At 71.2% G+C, this 17,514-nt stretch carries 15 protein-coding genes; 13 read left to right on the top strand and 2 right to left on the bottom strand.

What is annotated here, in order from left to right; genetic code table 11:
• Positions 1 to 110: 110 nt before the first annotated feature.
• The 11 genes from ACXJKD_RS05820 to prmC all read left to right on the top strand — a co-directional run bounded on the left by ACXJKD_RS05820 (position 111) and on the right by prmC (position 13,408).
• Positions 111 to 1,478, top strand: coding sequence for a homoserine dehydrogenase (locus tag ACXJKD_RS05820; RefSeq protein WP_457253522.1), 1,368 nt, complete (start codon positions 111 to 113; stop codon positions 1,476 to 1,478).
• Positions 1,478 to 2,563, top strand: a complete 1,086-nt coding sequence (thrC, locus tag ACXJKD_RS05815; protein ID WP_457253521.1) for a threonine synthase — start codon at positions 1,478 to 1,480, stop codon at positions 2,561 to 2,563. Before ACXJKD_RS05820 ends, thrC begins: the two co-directional genes overlap by 1 nt.
• A complete protein-coding gene (locus tag ACXJKD_RS05810) occupies positions 2,563 to 3,510 on the top strand; it encodes a homoserine kinase (RefSeq protein WP_457253520.1) in 948 nt (315 codons plus the stop codon). The genes thrC and ACXJKD_RS05810 overlap by 1 nt, the downstream gene beginning before the upstream one ends.
• 235 nt (positions 3,511 to 3,745) lie before the next feature.
• Positions 3,746 to 5,857: a transcription termination factor Rho gene (rho, locus tag ACXJKD_RS05805; protein ID WP_457253519.1), complete on the top strand. Its 2,112-nt coding sequence runs from the start codon at positions 3,746 to 3,748 to the stop codon at positions 5,855 to 5,857.
• A 213-nt stretch (positions 5,858 to 6,070) separates the two neighbouring features.
• Positions 6,071 to 6,454, top strand: coding sequence for a response regulator transcription factor (locus ACXJKD_RS05800; RefSeq protein ID WP_457253518.1), 384 nt, complete (start codon positions 6,071 to 6,073; stop codon positions 6,452 to 6,454).
• The gene (locus tag ACXJKD_RS05795) at positions 6,451 to 7,503 is read left to right on the top strand and encodes a HEAT repeat domain-containing protein (protein ID WP_457253517.1); all 1,053 of its coding nucleotides are present in this window, start codon (positions 6,451 to 6,453) and stop codon (positions 7,501 to 7,503) included. The genes ACXJKD_RS05800 and ACXJKD_RS05795 overlap by 4 nt, the downstream gene beginning before the upstream one ends.
• Complete coding sequence (locus ACXJKD_RS05790; RefSeq protein ID WP_457253516.1) at positions 7,500 to 8,948, top strand: glycosyltransferase; 1,449 nt, start codon at positions 7,500 to 7,502, stop codon at positions 8,946 to 8,948. The genes ACXJKD_RS05795 and ACXJKD_RS05790 overlap by 4 nt, the downstream gene beginning before the upstream one ends.
• A complete protein-coding gene (locus ACXJKD_RS05785; protein ID WP_457253515.1) occupies positions 8,945 to 11,014 on the top strand; it encodes an ATP-binding protein in 2,070 nt (689 codons plus the stop codon). Before ACXJKD_RS05790 ends, ACXJKD_RS05785 begins: the two co-directional genes overlap by 4 nt.
• Before the next feature lie 110 nt (positions 11,015 to 11,124).
• Complete coding sequence (gene rpmE / locus ACXJKD_RS05780; RefSeq protein WP_056922415.1) at positions 11,125 to 11,349, top strand: 50S ribosomal protein L31; 225 nt, start codon at positions 11,125 to 11,127, stop codon at positions 11,347 to 11,349.
• A 110-nt stretch (positions 11,350 to 11,459) separates the two neighbouring features.
• Positions 11,460 to 12,545, top strand: coding sequence for a peptide chain release factor 1 (gene prfA, locus ACXJKD_RS05775; protein WP_457253514.1), 1,086 nt, complete (start codon positions 11,460 to 11,462; stop codon positions 12,543 to 12,545).
• A complete protein-coding gene (prmC, locus tag ACXJKD_RS05770; protein ID WP_457253513.1) occupies positions 12,542 to 13,408 on the top strand; it encodes a peptide chain release factor N(5)-glutamine methyltransferase in 867 nt (288 codons plus the stop codon). The genes prfA and prmC overlap by 4 nt, the downstream gene beginning before the upstream one ends.
• A gap of 28 nt (positions 13,409 to 13,436) precedes the next feature.
• On the opposite strand, the gene ACXJKD_RS05765 is transcribed toward prmC, so the two are convergent.
• Together ACXJKD_RS05765 and ACXJKD_RS05760 are read right to left on the bottom strand one after the other, a co-directional pair.
• Entirely contained in the window at positions 13,437 to 14,516 is a 1,080-nt protein-coding gene (locus tag ACXJKD_RS05765) for a class I SAM-dependent methyltransferase (RefSeq protein ID WP_457253512.1), read from the bottom strand.
• Between the two features lie 71 nt (positions 14,517 to 14,587).
• Positions 14,588 to 15,145 (bottom strand): hypothetical protein, encoded by a 558-nt coding sequence (locus ACXJKD_RS05760; RefSeq protein WP_457253511.1) that lies wholly within the window; start codon positions 15,143 to 15,145, stop codon positions 14,588 to 14,590.
• A 177-nt stretch (positions 15,146 to 15,322) separates the two neighbouring features.
• Here ACXJKD_RS05760 and ACXJKD_RS05755 point away from each other — a divergent pair, with 177 nt between their 5' ends.
• Positions 15,323 to 16,228, top strand: coding sequence for an L-threonylcarbamoyladenylate synthase (locus tag ACXJKD_RS05755; protein WP_457253510.1), 906 nt, complete (start codon positions 15,323 to 15,325; stop codon positions 16,226 to 16,228).
• Positions 16,218 to 17,498 (top strand): serine hydroxymethyltransferase, encoded by a 1,281-nt coding sequence (locus ACXJKD_RS05750; protein ID WP_457253509.1) that lies wholly within the window; start codon positions 16,218 to 16,220, stop codon positions 17,496 to 17,498. Before ACXJKD_RS05755 ends, ACXJKD_RS05750 begins: the two co-directional genes overlap by 11 nt.
• Positions 17,499 to 17,514 lie beyond the last annotated feature (16 nt).

The raw sequence follows: 17,514 nt of genomic DNA, 5'->3' as shown, positions 1-17,514 counted from the left end.
ATGACCCCCGGCTACAGTCCGGATGGCGGAACAATGGGCGTCCACGAAGTGGTCACCCGTCACGATGGGCCCGACCGTGAGACAGCCCCACGAGGGCGCGAGGAGCAGGTGTGAGTGAGAGCCAGCAGGTGACGGCGGTGGAGCCCCTGAGGGTGGCCCTCCTCGGATGCGGTGTCGTCGGCTCGTCCGTGGCCCGGATGCTCACCGAGCACGCCGACGACCTCGCCGCCCGGGTGGGGCGGCCCCTCGAGCTGGTCGGCATCGCCGTGCGCCGGCCCGGCAAGGACCGCTCCGACCTGCCCGTCGACCCGGCGCTGTTCACCACCGATGCCGAGTCGATCATCACCGGGGCCGACATCGTCATCGAGGTCATCGGAGGCATCGAGCCGGCTCGCAGCCTCATCGAGCTCGCCATGAAGAGCGGCGCCTCCGTCGTGTCGGCCAACAAGGCGCTGCTCGCCGAGGCCGGCCCGGCGCTCTACGCCGAGGCCGCCGCCCACGGCGTCGACCTCTACTACGAGGCTGCCGTGGCCGGAGCCATCCCCATCCTGCGCCCGATCCGCGAGTCCCTCGCCGGCGACGAGGTGCGCAAGGTCATCGGGATCGTCAACGGCACCACCAACTACGTGCTCGACAAGATGGACTCGACCGGGCTGGGCTTCGCCGAGGCGGTCGAGCAGGCCCAGGCGCTCGGCTACGCAGAGGCCGACCCGACCGCCGACGTCGAGGGCTTCGACGCGGCGGCCAAGGCCGCGATCCTCGCCTCGCTGGCGTTCCACACCCGGGTGTCGAGCGACCAGGTCTACCGCGAGGGCATCACCGAGGTGAGTGCTGCTGACGTCCAGGCCGCGCGCGAGATGGACTGTGTCGTCAAGCTGCTCGCCATCTGCGAGCGCACCGAGACGGTCGGCCCCGACGGCACGACGACCGCCGGGGTGAGCGTGCGCGTGCACCCGGCGATGATCCCGCGGTCGCACCCCCTCGGTGGCGTCCGTGACGCGTTCAACGCCGTCTTCGTCGAGGCCGACGCTGCGGGTCAGCTGATGTTCTACGGCAAGGGCGCGGGTGGCGACCCCACGGCCAGCGCGGTCCTCGGTGACGTCGTCGCGGTGGCCCGTCACCGCGTGGGTGGCGGCCGAGGGCACGGCGAGTCGGCCTACGCCGACCTGCCCGTCCTCGACATGGGTCAGGCGTTGACGAGGTACCACATCAGCCTCGACGTGGCCGACCGTCCGGGCGTCCTCGCCCAGGTCGCGACGTCGTTCGCCGAGCACGGGGTGTCGATCGAGACGGTGCGCCAGCACATCATCGCCGCCGAGCCCCAGGGCCCGGACGGCGAGCTGGGGGAGACCCGTGCGAACCTCATCGTCGTGACCCACACCGCCCCCGATGCCGCGCTGTCCGCCACGGTCGAGGCCCTCGTGCGACTCGACACCGTCCGCGAGGTCGTCTCCGTGATGCGGGTGGAGGGCGCCTGATGGCCACCCTGTGGCGCGGTGTGATCCGTGAGTATGCCGACCGCCTCCCGATGCTCGCGGGTGCGCCGGTGGTGACGCTCCAGGAGGGCGGCACCCCGCTCATCCCGGCAGAGCACCTGTCGGAGCTGACCGGTGCGGTCGTCTTCGTCAAGTACGAGGGGCTCAACCCGACCGCGTCGTTCAAGGACCGCGGCATGACCGCAGCGATCTCGATGGCGGCCAAGAACGGCGCCAAGGCGGTGATCTGCGCGTCGACCGGCAACACCAGTGCCAGCGCCGCGGCATACGCCACGAAGGCCGGCATGGCCTGCGCGGTCCTCGTGCCCGACGGCAAGATCGCGATGGGCAAGCTCAGCCAGGCCATCGCGCACGGCGCGACCCTGCTCCAGGTGGACGGCAACTTCGACGACTGCCTCACCTTGGCGCGCAAGCTCGCCGAGTCCTACCCGGTCGAGCTGGTCAACTCGGTCAACCCGGCTCGGATCGAGGGTCAGAAGACGGCGTCGTTCGAGGTCGTCGACGCGCTGGGCGACGCTCCCGACATCCACTGCCTCCCGGTCGGCAACGCCGGCAACATCACGGCCTACTGGAAGGGTTACCGCGAGTACCACCGCGGCAGCGAGCAGCCCGGCCCCGCGACCAAGCTCCCCCAGATGTGGGGCTTCCAGGCGGCCGGCGCGGCACCGATCGTCCTCGGTCACCCCGTCGACGACCCCGACACCATCGCCACCGCGATCCGCATCGGCAACCCCGCTTCGTGGAAGCAGGCCGAGGCCGCGCGCGACGACTCGGGTGGCCGCATCGAGTCCGTCACCGACGAGCAGATCCTCATCGCCCACCGCATCCTGAGCGCCCGGGAGGGCATCTTCGTCGAGCCCGGCTCCGCCGCGTCGGTCGCAGGTCTGTTGCAGGCCGCCGAGGCGGGCCAGGTCCCGGCCGGCGCCACGATCGTCTGCACCGTCACCGGTCACGGCCTCAAGGACCCGCAGTGGGCGCTGCGCAACGCCGACGGCTCGGACGTCACCCCGACCCGGGTCCAGGTCGACGCGTTCACTGCGGCGCAGGCGCTGGGTCTGCAGGACTGATGGCCGAGCTCGTCGTCGGCAGCTCCGTCCAGGCGCGGGTGCCGGCCAGCAGCGCCAACCTCGGGCCGGGCTTCGACTCGGTCGGGCTCGCCCTCGGGCTCTGGGACACCTGCGTGGCCACGGTCACCGACGAGCCAGGCATCACGGTCGACGTCCAGGGGGAGGGAGCCGCCGACGTCCCCCGTGACGCCACCCACCTCGTCGTGCGCACCATGCTGCGGGCCTGGGACGAGCTCGGCGTCGCACCGCCTCGTGGTCTGCACCTGAGCTGCGTCAACGAGGTGCCGCACGGCCGGGGCCTTGGGTCATCGGCGACCGCGATCGTGACCGGAATCGTTGCGGCACAAGGACTTCACGATGTATGCCGCGGGGTCGCCGACGGTCCCGACCTCGCCTTCGCCAACGACCTCGCGGCGCGCCTCGAGGGGCACCCCGACAACTCGTCGGCCTCGGTGTATGGCGGGCTCACCCTCTCCTGGTCCGACTCGCCGGACGAGGGGACGCGCACCCTGCGTCTCCAGCCGCACCCCGAGGTGCACGCGCTGGTGCTCGTGCCGGCGACGCAGCTCTCGACCGCGAAGGCCCGGTCGGTGCTGCCGACCCAGATCCGCCACGGTGACGCCGCGCTGAACTCGGCTCGCGCCGCCCTGCTCGTGCAGGCCCTGACCGCGCACCCGGAGCACCTGCTCGACGCGACCCGCGAGTGGCTCCACCAGGAGGCCCGGCGCGACTCGTTCGCCGCATCCATGGACCTCGTCGACGCGCTCCGTGGAGCCGGCCACGCGGCAGTGATCTCCGGGGCGGGACCGTCGGTCCTGGTCCTCACCCGCGGGGACGTGGCACCCGCCGTCAAGGCCCTGACCAGCGACGACTGGACGGTGTTGGACCCGGGCATCCCGGCCATCGGGGCGCAGGTCAGCGACCTGCCACCCGGCCGGGACACGTGACGCCGATCTGGGCACACTGGACTGACGAGGCACCCAACGGTGTTACATTGTGAGCGCACTCGCAGCCGATGCCTCCTCTTGCGCATCCAGTGGCGAACTGCACCCACCACATGTCGGCGGCCTCGGCGCTGCCACGCCTCGCTGTGCTGCATGTGGCTCCATCGGTCAGCACGCCTGACCCAAGCACCGGTCCGGGATCTGAACACCGGCCGCGAACGAGGGGGAAGGATCCTTCGTGACAGACACCACCACTCTCGACACTGCGGGTACGCAGGACGAGAAGCCGCGTCGCTCCGGCGCGCTGGGCACCATGAAGGTGGCCGAGCTGCAGGGCCTGGCCGCGAGCATGGGCATCACCGGTACCGCCAAGATGCGCAAGGGTGACCTCGTCACCGCCATCAAGGACCGCCAGTCCGGTGCCGGCGCGCCCGCGCGCCGCAGCGCTCCGCCGCAGGACCGCCCGCCGCAGGACCGCCCGGCGCAGACCGAGGCGCCCGCGACCGCCGAGCCGCAGCCGACCCGCGGTGAGCGCCCGGACCGCGCCCAGCGGGCCGAGCGCGCCGACCGTGCCGTCCGTGAGCAGGTCGACCTGGCCGAAGGCCGGGCAGCGGAGGGTCGCGAGTCCGGCTCGGACGACGGCCGCCAGGACCGCGCCGACCGCCAGCAGGGCGAACGCCAGCAGGGTGACCGCCAGCAGGGTGACCGCCAGAACCGCACCCGGGCAGACCGTCAGCAGGGTGACCGCCAACCGGCTGACCGCCAGCAGGGTGACCGTTCGCACCGCGACCAGCAGGACCAGGGCGCGTCGGACCGGGACGAGCGCCAGCAGGACCGGCAGCAGGGGGACCGTCGCGAGCGCCAGAGCCGCGACGAGCGCCAGCAGGACCGGCAGGACCGCCAGCAGGCCGACCGCCAGAACCGCGACGACCGCCAGCACCGCGACGACCGTCCCCAGAACGACCGGGACGACCGCGATGACCGTGACGACCGCGGCAACCGCAACCCGGGCCAGGGCGGCCAGGGCCAGCAGGGCCAGCAGGGCCAGCAGGGCAACCAGGGCTACGACGACGACGGTGAGGGTCGCGGCGGACGCCGTCGTAACCGCAACCGCAACCGCAACCGCGACAAGCGGGGCCAGCGCGGCGACTACGGCAACGACTACGAGAACGAGCCCATGGTCGAGGAGGATGACGTCCTCGTGCCCGTGGCCGGCATCCTCGACGTCCTCGACAACTACGCCTTCGTGCGCACCTCCGGTTACCTGCCGGGTCCGGGCGACGTCTACGTCCCCCTGGGGATGGTGAAGAAGAACGGCATGCGCAAGGGCGACGCCGTCACCGGTGCCGTCAAGGCGCAGCGCGAGGACGCCCAGCAGAACCAGCGGCAGAAGTTCAACGCGCTGGTCCGCCTCGACACCGTGAACGGCATGTCACCCGATGACGCCCGCAAGCGCGTCGAGTTCGGCAAGCTCACGCCGCTGTACCCCCAGCAGCGCCTGCGGCTCGAGACCGACCCCAGCGTCCTGACCACTCGGGTCATCGACCTGGTCGCCCCGATCGGCAAGGGCCAGCGCGGCCTCATCGTCGCGCCCGCCAAGGCCGGCAAGACGATGGTCATGCAGGCGATCGCCAACGCGATCACGACGAACAACCCCGAGTGCCACCTCATGGTCGTCCTCGTGGACGAGCGGCCCGAAGAGGTCACCGACATGCAGCGTGCGGTCAAGGGCGAGGTCATCTCCTCGACCTTCGACCGTCCTGCCGAGGACCACACGACGGTGGCCGAGCTGGCCATCGAGCGGGCCAAGCGGCTCGTCGAGATGGGCCACGACGTCGTCGTGCTCCTCGACTCGATCACCAAGCTGGGACGCGCCTACAACCTCGCTGCCCCGGCGAGCGGCCGGATCCTGTCCGGTGGCGTCGACTCGGCGGCGCTGTACCCGCCCAAGAAGTTCTTCGGCGCGGCCCGCAACATCGAGAACGGTGGCTCGCTCACGATCCTCGCCACCGCGCTGGTGGAGACCGGCTCGCGGATGGACGAGGTGATCTTCGAGGAGTTCAAGGGCACCGGCAACATGGAGCTCAAGCTCGACCGTGGCCTGGCCAACCGTCGGATCTTCCCGGCGGTCGACATCAACAACTCGGGCACCCGCAAGGAGGAGATCCTCCTGTCGGGCGACGAGCTCAAGATCATGTGGAAGCTCCGCCGGGTGCTGGCCGCGCTCGACCAGCAGCAGGGCATCGAGCTCCTCATCGACCGGATCAAGAAGACCAAGAGCAACATCGAGTTCCTCATGCAGGTCCAGCAGAACTCCTCGATCCGCATCGACGACGACGACAAGGACTGACGCCCGGTTCGGTGCCAATCCGACGGCGGCCCGGCGCCGAACAGGCGCCGGGCCGCTGTCCTGTCGTCCGCTCTGTGGGACGACGGGGAGCCCCGAGGTCTGTGGGTTTGCTCTGCAGTGCCGTCGGAGTGCCCGATGAGCGCGAAGAACGGGTCCTGAGCACGTACATTTGGTTCGGGCTCATCCATTTGCATGACGACGAGAGGACTGGCAGTGACCGCGGCTGAGGGAATCCGAGTGCTCGTCGCCGACGACGACCCGGACATTCGCGACCTGGTGGAGTTCAAGCTCACCCAGGCCGGGTATGCCGTGGAGGCGGTCGGTGACGGCCTGAGCGCCTGGGAGGCGTTCCAGACGGAGCCTCCGGCGCTGGTCATCCTCGACGTGATGATGCCCGGCCTCTCCGGGATCGACGTCCTGCGCAAGATCCGCGAGAGCGGCGCGGCCACGGTGCCGGTCCTGATGCTGAGCGCCAAGTCACGCGACAGCGACGTGGACACCGGCTTCGCCGTCGGAGCCGACGACTACGTGATCAAGCCCTTCAGCCCCCGGGAGCTGCTGCACCGCGTCAACGGGATCCTGGCCCGCGTCAGGTGAGCACCCGGGGCATTCTCTGGGGCTCCTGCGCCCTGGTCCTGCTGGCGTGCCTGGCTCTCGTGCTGGTGATCGTCACCACGAAGGTGACGCGCACCCTGCGTGACCGGCGCACCTCGGCCCTGGTCGCCCCCCATCGCGCCGACCTGCTCGCCGTGGGCTCGGGCGAGGACGAGGACGGCACCCACCGCGACGCGCTGATCGCCGTGGACGGACCGGCCCGTGAGGCGTTGGACGACGCGCTGGTCGACCTGCTCACCAAGGTGCGCGGCGTCCCCGCCGAGGAGCTCGCCGCGATCCTCCTGGCGCACGGGGCGGTCGACCGGGCACCCCACGACCTCAAGCACCGGAGCACCATCCGCCGAGCTCGCGCGGCCCACATCCTCGGGCTCTGCCACGTGGGAGCGTCCCTGCCCCTGATCGTCGACGCCCTGCGGGACCCCGCCCCCGAGGTGCGCGTCGCAGCGACCCGCGCCCTCGGTCTCCTCAGGGAGCCCAGCGCCGCTGCCCCCCTCCTCGCGGCGGTCGGCGCCGACCGCGCCGTCCCGGCCGGCCCGGCCGGCGACGCCCTGGAGCAGCTGGGGGTCGGCATCGCCGACGCCCTGCGCGACGGACTCCTGGCTGCCAGCCCCACGACCCGCACGGTCGCGGCATACCTCAGCGGGGAGGGGAGCTTCACGCGGTCGATCGACCTGTTGCGGCTCTCGCTCACGACCGACGAGGACCCTGTCGTCCGGGCCACCTCGGCCGTCGCGCTCGGCCGGATGGGGCGCACCGCCGACGTCGCCGTGCTCCTGGAGGGCACGGGGGACCAGCAGCCCAGCGAGCTGCGCCGCGCCTGCGCGGCCGCCCTGGGTGACCTCGGCGACCCGTCCGCCGTCGACGGGTTGCGTGCCCTGCTGGCCGACCCCGACCCCCGGCTCGCCGAGATCGCGGCCACCTCGCTGCTCAGGCTCGGGCCGGTCGGTCAATCGGCGGTCGACGGCTCGCCCACGAGCGCCTCGATCGAGAGTGCACGGGCCGTGGCCCGGCTGCAGGGGACCCTGTCATGAGCTGGGACGGCTTCGTCGACGGCCTGAGGGCGACCGTGGTGTGGCTCATGAGCATCACGTCGTTGCCGATCCTCATCTACTTCGCGGTCATCAACCTCTCCTACCTGGCCCTCATCGGGCTGGCCTTCATCGACTTCCGGGCGCAGCACCGACGTCGTGAAGCGGTCGTCGAGACCTTCGGGGGCGCCCTGACCCCGGGGGTCTCACTCCTCGTCCCCGCCTACAACGAGGAGGCCGGGATCGTCACGGCAGTGCAGGCGCTGCTGTCCCTGCGCTATCCGCGGCACGAGGTCGTGGCGGTCGACGACGGCAGCACCGACGCCACGTTCGAGCGGCTCCGTGACGCCTTCGACCTCGTCCCCATCCCGCGCGAGATCCCGCAGGACGTGCCGACCCGGGCGCGGGTCATCGACGTGCACGTGCCCCGCGACGGCCGCACGCGCCTCATCGTCGTGCGCAAGGAGAACTCGGGGCGGTCGGAGGCCATCAACGTCGGGGTCAACGCCGCGACCGAGTCCCTGGTCGCCATGGTGGACGCCGACTCCATCCTCGAGCCCGACGCACTGCTGCGCGTCACCCAGCCGTTCGTCGACGACCCGAACCGCATGGTGGCGGCGGGCGGCGCGATCCGCCCGGTCAACGGGAGCCGGGTGGTGTCCGGGCGGATCGTCAAGGTCCAGATGCCCACGTCGTGGCTGGCCAGGATCCAGGTCGTCGAGTACCTGCGTGCGTTCCTGCTCGGGCGCACCGGGTGGGCGCGGTTCGGCGCCCTGATCCTGATCAGCGGGGCCTTCGGCATCTTCCGCCGCGACGTCATCGTCGAGGTGGGGGGGCTCGACCCCGACAGCATCGGCGAGGACTTCGAGCTGGTCCTGCGGATCCACCGCACGATGCGCGACGAGGGCCGTGACTACCAGGTCGCCTTCGTGCCCGAGCCGGTGCTCTGGACCGAGGTCCCGTCAACCACCTCCGTCCTGCGCAGCCAGCGCCGACGCTGGCACCGTGGGCTGTGGGAGACCCTGTGGGCCTACCGCGGCATGCTCTTGCGGCCGCGCTACGGCAAGGTCGGCTTCGTCGCGCTGCCGTACTTCTGGATCTTCGAGCTCTTCGCGCCGCTGCTGGAGATGTTCGGCATCATCATCGTCCCGCTGGCCCTCGTCCTGGGCGTCGTGAACGTCCCCTACGCGATCCTCTTCCTCGTGCTGGCCTACGGCCTGGCCGTCCTCGTGACCCTGTCGGCGATGGCTGCCGAGGAGTGGGCCTTCCACCGGCACGAACGCTGGCGCGACCTGGGCCTGACCTTCCTGGCGTCGGTGCTGGAGAACTTCGGCTTCCGGCAGCTCACCGTGTGGTGGCGGCTGGAGGGCTGGTGGGCCAGCCTGCGGCGCAAGAAGCAGGTGTGGGGTGTCATGACCCGGACCGGCTTCGACGAGGCTGGCGAGTGACCAAGCTCGCGAGCCGATCGGTCTCCGGCCAGCTCAAGGTCCTCGGCCTGGCCCTGGTGCTGTTGATCCCGGTCGTGGCCGCGGCATCGCTGTGGAACCTCACCAGCCAGAGTCGGGACATCCGCGCGCTGACGACCTCGTACAGCCCGGCCTCCGATGCCAACAACGCCGTCCTCATCGACATGACCGGGGCCTATGTGACGTGGAGCCAGCTGCTGGGCGGCCCCGCCCCACCGACCAGCTACCGCGGCACGCAGAACCTGGTTTCCGTGGAGCTCGCCGCCATGGAGCGTGCCCTGTCCTCGCCGTCGCTGCCAGCCGAGGACCGCACCCGGTATGCCGCCTTGCTGGACACCCAGCGGGCGGCCATCGACGCCTGGTTCAGGTCGGCGGAGGCCGCCGATGACGGCATGGCGCGCAGCCAGCCGCAGCGCGAGGTCCTCGAGACCGCCGCGAGGGACCGGTTCCGCGCCTTCAGCGACAGCAACCGCAGCCTGTACGACGTACTCCGGGTCGAGCGTGACGCGGCCCGGAACGCGGCGCGGCGCTCCGTCCAGCTGCTCGTCGGGATCGCGGCCGTCACGGTCCTGCTGGCGATGGTCATCGTGCTCAGTGGGTGGCGGCTGCTGGTGCGCTCGGTCAGTGGTCCCCTGGAGCGGCTCCGATCGGTCGTCGAGCGTCAGCGTGACGGTGACCGCGACGCCCAGGCTGACACCGGAACGGGGGCCGCGGAGATCCGCGCGCTGGCGGCCGACTTCAACGGCCTGACCCGCTCCAACCAGGCGCTGCAGGAGCAACAGTCGGTGGTCCTGCTGGCCCACCAGCTCGCCCTGGACGTCGCCCGGGTGGTGCACGGCGCGCCAGAGATCGACACCGCCCTGCACGCGGTGTGCACGATGCTCGGGGAGGGTCTGTCGCTCGACCGGGTCATCCTCTACACCCACGACGAGTCGGGGGTGATAGACCAGCGGACCCAGTGGCATCGTCACGACCTGCCCGAGCTGCCGATCCTCCCGGCCTCGCTGGCCGGTGAGGTCAAGGACGTGGGCGACGAGCTGCGGCGGCAGGCGACGTTCTTCGTGGTCTCCGACTTCCTCCACCCGGAGGTGCAGGCCCAGGACCGGGCTCAGCGGTTCTTCCGGGCGACCGGTGCCACGTCGCTCCTCATGGTGCCCGTGGGCATCGGCGAGCAGGGTCTCGGCGTCCTGTCGCTGATGACCGTCGACGGCCCGCGACGGTGGCGTCGCTACGAGATCCAGGCGGTGCAGCAGTGCGCCGCCTACGTCGCCCAGTCGATCGTCGACCTCCGGCTGCGCGAGATGCGGGAGGCCCAGGTCGACCAGCTGACCGCGCTCGACCGGCAGAAGACCGACTTCATGGCGACCGTGTCGCACGAGCTGCGGACCCCGCTGACCTCCATCAACGGCTACCTCGAGCTGCTCCAGGACGGCGACTACGGAGACCTCACGAGCGGTCAGCGCGGCGCGCTCGACATCATCGGCCGCAACTCCCACCGGTTGCGTGGCCTCATCGAGGACCTCCTCGTCCTCAACAAGATCGAGGTCACCGGCCTCCACTCGTCGACCGAGGACGTCGGGGTCGACTCACTCGTCGCCGGCGTCGCCGAGCTGCTCCGTCCGGTGGCCGATGCCGCGGGGGTGTCCCTGGTGGTCGACGCCGTCGACCCGGCGATGACCATCCGGGTTGACCGTGGCCAGCTCGAACGCAGTCTCATCAACCTCGTTTCCAACGCCGTGAAGTTCACCCCCTCGGGTGGCCAGGCGACGATCGCCGCGATCCAGGTCGACGACCAGGTGGTGATCACGGTGACCGACACGGGCATCGGGATCCCCGAGAAGGACCTGCCGGACCTGTTCGCCCGGTTCTTCCGTGCGTCGAACGCCACCGCTGCCGCGATCCCCGGCACCGGACTGGGCCTGGCGATCGTGCGAGCGATCGTCGAGGGGCACGGCGGAGAGCTCCAGGTCGCCTCGGTCGAGGACCAGGGCACGGTGATGACGGTGGTGCTCCCGGCGGGGAATGGCAGGCTGGTCCACACCGTTTAGGAGATGTGCGCCGCTCTCTGGCACACTTGACTGCTGACCGGTTCACGGCATGGACACCTCCAGGGCAGCCCGCCCAGCCGACCCGGCCACATTGACTCAAGGAGCACGCTTTGCAGAAGGACATCCACCCCGAGTACGTCGAGACCACGGTGAGCTGCACCTGTGGGTCCACGTTCACGACTCGCAGCACTGCGACCTCCGGCGTCATCCGCGCCGAGGTGTGCTCGCAGTGCCACCCGTTCTACACCGGCAAGCAGAAGATCCTCGACACCGGTGGCCGCGTGGCCCGGTTCGAGGCCCGCTACGGCAAGAAGGCCGCTGCCGAGAGCAAGTAGCTTTCCCGATGCGCCGGTCCTGACCCCCTGGGGTCGGGGCCGGCGCACTGCTTTCCCCGCACCGCCCCCGCACCACCCCCGCACCACCCGTACCGCCTCAGGGAGCCCCCATGTTGGAGTCCGCCGCAGCCCTCGTCCAGGAGCACGCCGACCTCGAGAAGCAGCTGGCCGACCCCGCGGTGTTCGGCGACCAGGACCTCGTCCGCAAGCTGAACAAGCGGTATGCCGCGCTGGCACCCACCGTCGCGGCATACCACGCGTGGCACGCGGCGACCGACGACCTGGCGGCCGCCCGCGAGCTCGCCACCGAGGACGCGGGCTTTGCCGCCGAGGTGCCCGGTCTCGAGGCGAGGCTGGCCGAGACCGAGGACGTGCTGCGGCGCCTGCTCATCCCGCGCGACCCCGACGACGACCGCGACGTGATCCTCGAGGTCAAGGCGGGCGAGGGCGGCGAGGAGTCGGCGCTGTTCGCCGGTGACCTGCTGCGGATGTACCTGCGCTACGCCGAGCGGCGCGGGTGGAAGACCGAGGTCATCGACGCGACCGAGTCCGACCTCGGTGGCTACAAGGACGTCCAGGTGGCGGTGAAGGCCAAGGGCACCCCGCAGCCGGGAGACGCCCCGTGGGCCCGGCTGAAGTACGAGGGCGGGGTGCACCGGGTGCAACGCGTCCCCGTGACCGAGAGCCAGGGGCGCATCCACACCTCCGCGGCGGGCGTCCTGGTGATGCCCGAGGCCGAGGAGGTCGAGATCACCATCGACGCCAACGACCTCAAGATCGACGTCTACCGCTCGTCCGGGCCCGGTGGCCAGTCGGTCAACACCACCGACTCGGCGGTGCGGATCACGCACCTACCCACCGGCGTGGTGGTCTCGTGCCAGAACGAGAAGAGCCAGCTCCAGAACAAGGAGTCGGCGATGCGCGTGCTGCGTGCGCGCCTGCACGCACTCGCCAAGGAGGCGGCCGACGCCGAGGCCAGTGCCGCCCGGCGTTCGCAGGTCCGCACGGTCGACCGCAGCGAGCGGATCCGCACCTACAACTTCCCGGAGAACCGCATCTCCGACCACCGCACCGGCTACAAGTCCTACAACCTCGACACCGTGCTCGACGGTGACCTCGAGGCGGTCGTGCAGTCCGCGGTCGACGCCGACGAGGCCGCGCAGATGGCCGCGGTCGCCGACGGCTCGGGTCAGTGACGACGCTCCGATCGGAGGTGGTGCGGGCCACCGTCGCGCTCGCCGAGGACGGCGTGCCGTCGCCGGAGGCGGACGCCCTCGCGCTGGCCGCGTTCGCCCTCGGCACCGATGTCGCCGAGGTCAGGCGTCGCATGGTGATGCTCGACGAGGCCGACGCCGGCTTCCGCGATCGCTACGCGGGTCTCGTCGCGGACCGCGGGGCGCGGATCCCGTTGCAGCACCTGACCGGTCGCGCCGGGTTTCGACGGCTCGACCTGAGCGTCGGGCCGGGGGTCTTCGTGCCACGGCCCGAGACCGAGTTCGTGGCCGGGCTGGCGATCGACGCTGCACTGGGCCTCGAGGTGCCCGTCGTGGTCGACCTGTGCACCGGTTCGGGTGCCATCGCCCTCGCCGTCGCCGACGAGGTGTCGACCGCGACGGTGTATGCCGTGGAGCTGGGTCGCGAGGCGCACGCCTGGGCCGAGCGCAACGTCACCGACTCCGGTCTGGCCGTGCACCTGCGGCTCGGCGACGCGACCGAGGCCTTCCCGGAGCTGGAGGGCACGGTCGACGTCGTGGTGTCGAACCCGCCCTACATCCCGGTGGGGATGGTGCCGCTCGACCCGGAGGTGCGCGACCACGACCCGGAGCTCGCGCTCTTCGGCGGAAGCCCTGACGGGCTGGCCATCCCGCTCGCGGTCGCGCGTCGTGCCGCCCAGCTCTTGCGTCCCGGCGGCCTCTTGGTGATGGAGCACGCCGACAGCCAGGGCGTGAGCCTGCCGCACGGACTCGGGCGCACGGGTGAGTGGACGGACGTCGCCGACCACGACGACCTCACCGGCCGGCCCCGCGCCACCACTGCGCGCCGGGCTCCACGCGCGTGACCAGCTGCCTCCCGTCACCAGGCTGCGTTCACGTCAACAGGTAGAACCGCCAGAACCCGAACTCCTCGATGGGGAGGACCTCGAACCCGGTGAAGCCGGCCGCTTCGGCATAGCGACGCAGGGTGGCCGGGCGCATGACGGTGCCGGTCCCCACACTGCCGGGAGCAGACATCCCGTCGGGCAGGCAGACGAGCAGGCTGAAGCCGTACATGACGCGCTCGAGCTCGTCGCCGTGTGGGGAGAACTCCTCCGCGACGGCCTCGTCCATGACGACCATGAACCCCCCGGGCGCCAACGAGGCGCGCGCGGCCGCGAGCACCGCCACGGGCTGGGGCATGTCGTGCACGCACTCGAAGGCGAACGCGGCCGTGAACCGGCTGCGCGGCATACCGGCTGCGTCGCCCGCGGTGAACCGCACCCGGTCGTCGACGCCCTGCTCCGCGGCGTTGGCCGTGGCCATGGCAACCGACGGTGCGTCGATGTCGAAGCCCTCCACGGTCGCGTCGGGGTAGGCCTTGGCGAGCGCGATGCTCGACCAGCCGGCCCCGCAGCCGACGTCGGCGATGACGGCGCCCGGTGCGGACAGCGCCTCGTGCACCTGTGGCACGCCCGCGAGGGCGTTGGCGAGCTGGTGCTGGTACCACGGCCGGTTGCCATCGGCTTGGGACTCACGCGCCTCGGTGCCGAGCTGGTCCCAGCTGACCCCGCCGCCCGAGCGGTACGCCTCGAGGAGGTCGGGCAGCTGCGGACCGATGGCGGCGAACATCCGCGCCAAAGGGGCGAGGTAGCTGAGGCTGGCCTCGTCGGTCATCACCTCGGCGGTGGCCGTCGGGATCGAGTAGACCCTCGCGTCGGGGTCGTCGTCGGGGTGGTCGAGGGCGAGGAAACCGGTGACCGCCTGCTGCTCCAGCCACTCGCGGGCGTAGCGCGCATGGGTGGACGTGCGGGCGGCGAGCTGGGGCGGGGTCGCCGGGCCGTCGGACACCAGGCTGCGGTACCACCCCAGGCGGTCGCCCAGGAAGACCGACAGGATGTCGACCGTGCCCAGGAGGGCGCCGAAGACCCGCTCGGCCAGCTCGTCGGTGGTCGGCGAGGAGATCTCGGTCATCCCGACATGGTCCCCCCGCGCGGACGGCACGCCATCGTGCACTCGACGTAGCGGCCCGGCATCGCGTCGGGTCAGCCGATCAGGTCCTGCGCGATCGCGCAGAAGTCGGAGCCGGCCAGCGGGAACCTGCCGTGGACCTCGACGGCGGCCTCCTCGGTGTCGGTGGCCGGGTCGTAGGTGAACGTCCACGTCGTCAGCCCCGTGTCCCGGCTGATGATGCCTGACCCGTCGAAGAGGTTGTGGCGGTTGCCCGGCTCCTTGAGCACGCTGACGACCGTCCCGTCGGGCATCACCGTGGCCGGCAAGAGGTGCTCGGACCAGTGGCCGCTGAGCCCGAACCAGTCGCCGTTGGTGGGGTTGGTGAAGACGGAGGTGAGGTCGAGTCGTTGCAGGATGAGCTCGTCCCCCGACCGCGGGTCCTCGTGGAGCAGGGCGCTCCCGCGACCGGTGTCGTGCCAGTCCATGGCGAAGCCACAGACGTCTGCGTCGAACGACCCGGACTCGTCGATCGTGAACGTGGAGTGTTCCGACGGGGCGTTGGCCTGGGCCGCACCCGCGGCTGCGGCCGTGAGCGCCGCGGCGGCGGCGATGGCGATGGCGACCCTCGCCGGCCGATGTGCTGTGGTCATGTGTGCACGCTAGGACCGGGGCGTGCTTCCTCGGATCCGGGAAACCACGTAGCCGTCGGGACGTGACGCACCGCCCCACCTCACCCGAGTCGTTGGGTGATCCGACGGCCCCCGTCCGCCGGATGACTCAAAGACTCGGGTGAGAGGGCTGGGGGAGGGGGTCCTAGGCTGGCCACCATGAGCCCCGTCTACGACTGCACCACCGACGAGGGTCGCCGCGACGGCGTCGCGAAGGCGGTCGAGGCCGTCCGCGCCGGCGAGATCGTCGTCCTGCCGACCGACACCGTCTACGGCGTGGGCGCCGATGCCTTCTCCGCCGAGGCGGTCGCGTCCCTGCTGGCCGCGAAGGGCCGCGGACGCGAGATGCCCCCGCCCGTGCTGGTGCCCAGCGTGCGCACGGTCGACGGCCTCGCCACTGACGTGCCCGCCTGGGCCCGTGACCTGATCCGCGAGTTCTGGCCCGGGCCACTGACCCTGGTCTTCAAGGCGCAGTCGTCGCTGATGTGGGACCTCGGCGAGACGAACGGCACGGTGGCGCTGCGCATGCCGCAGGACGACATCGCGCTCGCGGTGCTGAGCGAGGTCGGCCCGATGGCCGTGACCAGCGCCAACCTCACCGGGCAGCCCGCGGCCACGACGGCCACGGATGCCGCGTCGCAGCTCGGGGCGGCGGTGTCGGTCTACCTCGACGGCGGGCCGACCACCAGCACCGAGGTGTCGACGATCGTCGACTGCACGGGCGAGGAGTTCGTCGTGCTGCGGGCCGGTGCAGTCACCGAGGCGCAGATCCGGGCTGCGCTCGAGCCGAAGGAGCCGGACCCCTCCACGGAGGCCGAGGCGCCCGGCGAGGCCGCCGCGCCCCAGGCGGACGAACCAGTGGCCGAGACGGCAGACGAGCCCGTGGCCGAGACGGCAGACGAGCCCGTGGCCGACTCGGCAGACCAGCCCACCGACGGGCCCGACGACGCGTCGGGCACCCCGGAGGCCGAGGGGACCCAGGCAATAGAGTTGCCCGCGGATCCCGCCACCCGCAGCTTCGACGGCACCGACAGCACCCTCCCAGGAGACCCGCATGAGCGCTGACACCTTCTACGGCTCCGACTTCGGCGCCCTCGAGTCGTTCGACCCCGAGATCGCGGGGGTGCTCGTCTCCGAGCTCGACCGCATCCGCGGCGGCCTCCAGCTCATCGCCTCGGAGAACATGTCGAGCCCCGAGGTCCTCACCGCCCTCGGCTCGACGTTGTCCAACAAGTACGCCGAGGGCTACCCCGGACGCCGCTACTACGGCGGCTGCTCCGAGGTCGACAAGGCCGAGACGCTCGCGATCGAGCGGTGCACGTCGCTGTTCGACGCCGACCACGCCAACGTCCAGCCGCACTCCGGCGCGAGCGCCAACCAGGCCGTCTACGGCGCGTTCATGCAGCCGGGCGAGACGATCCTCGCGATGGCCCTGCCGATGGGCGGCCACCTCACGCACGGCACCAAGGTCTCCTTCTCGGGCAAGTGGTTCAACGCCGTGCACTACGGCGTCGACAAGCAGACCGAGGACATCGACTACGCCGAGGTCGAGCGGCTCGCCAAGGAGCACCGTCCGAAGGTGATCCTCGCCGGCGGGTCGGCGATCCCGCGGCTCATCGACTTCGAGTTCTTCCGCAAGCTGGCCGACGAGGTCGGGGCGATCTTCTGGGTCGACGCCGCGCACTTCATCGGCCTGGTCGCAGGCAAGGCGATCCCCAGCCCGGTGCCCTACGCCGACGTCGTCACCTTCACGACCCACAAGGTGCTGCGCGGCCCGCGCTCCGGAGCGCTGGTCTGCAAGGAGGAGCACGCCGCCAAGCTCGACAAGGCGGTCTTCCCGATGATGCAGGGCGGCCCGCAGATGCACACCATCGCGGCCAAGGCGGTGAACTTCAAGGAGTGCGCCACCACTGCCTACCAGGACTACGCCAAGCGGGTCGTCGAGAACGCGGCGGTGTTGGCAACCGCCTTGGGGGAGAAGGGTATTCGTCCCACCACGGGTGGCACCGACACCCATCTCTCGCTCCACGACCTGCAGGGCGTCGGTGTGACCGGTGCCGACGCGGAGGCTCGGTCCGACGCGGCCGGCATCGTCCTCAACAAGAACGCCATCCCGTTCGACCCGCAGAAGCCCAACATCGCCAGCGGCATCCGGGTCGGCACGCCCTGCGTCACCACCCAGGGCATGGGCACCGACGAGATGCGGGAGATCGCCGAGCTCATCGCCACAGCGGTCATCCGCGGTGACGCGGACCCCGACCACGCCGTCTCCAAGGAGGTTCGCGCGGGGGTCACGGACCTCGTGACCCGCTTCCCGGCATACCCTCGAGGCTGAGTCCCCCCACTCGAGA

The sequence above is a fragment of the Pedococcus sp. P5_B7 genome, from assembly GCF_054049895.1.
The sequence above is the reverse complement of the archived record's forward strand: the minus strand, read 5'-3'. Positions and strand labels throughout refer to the sequence as shown.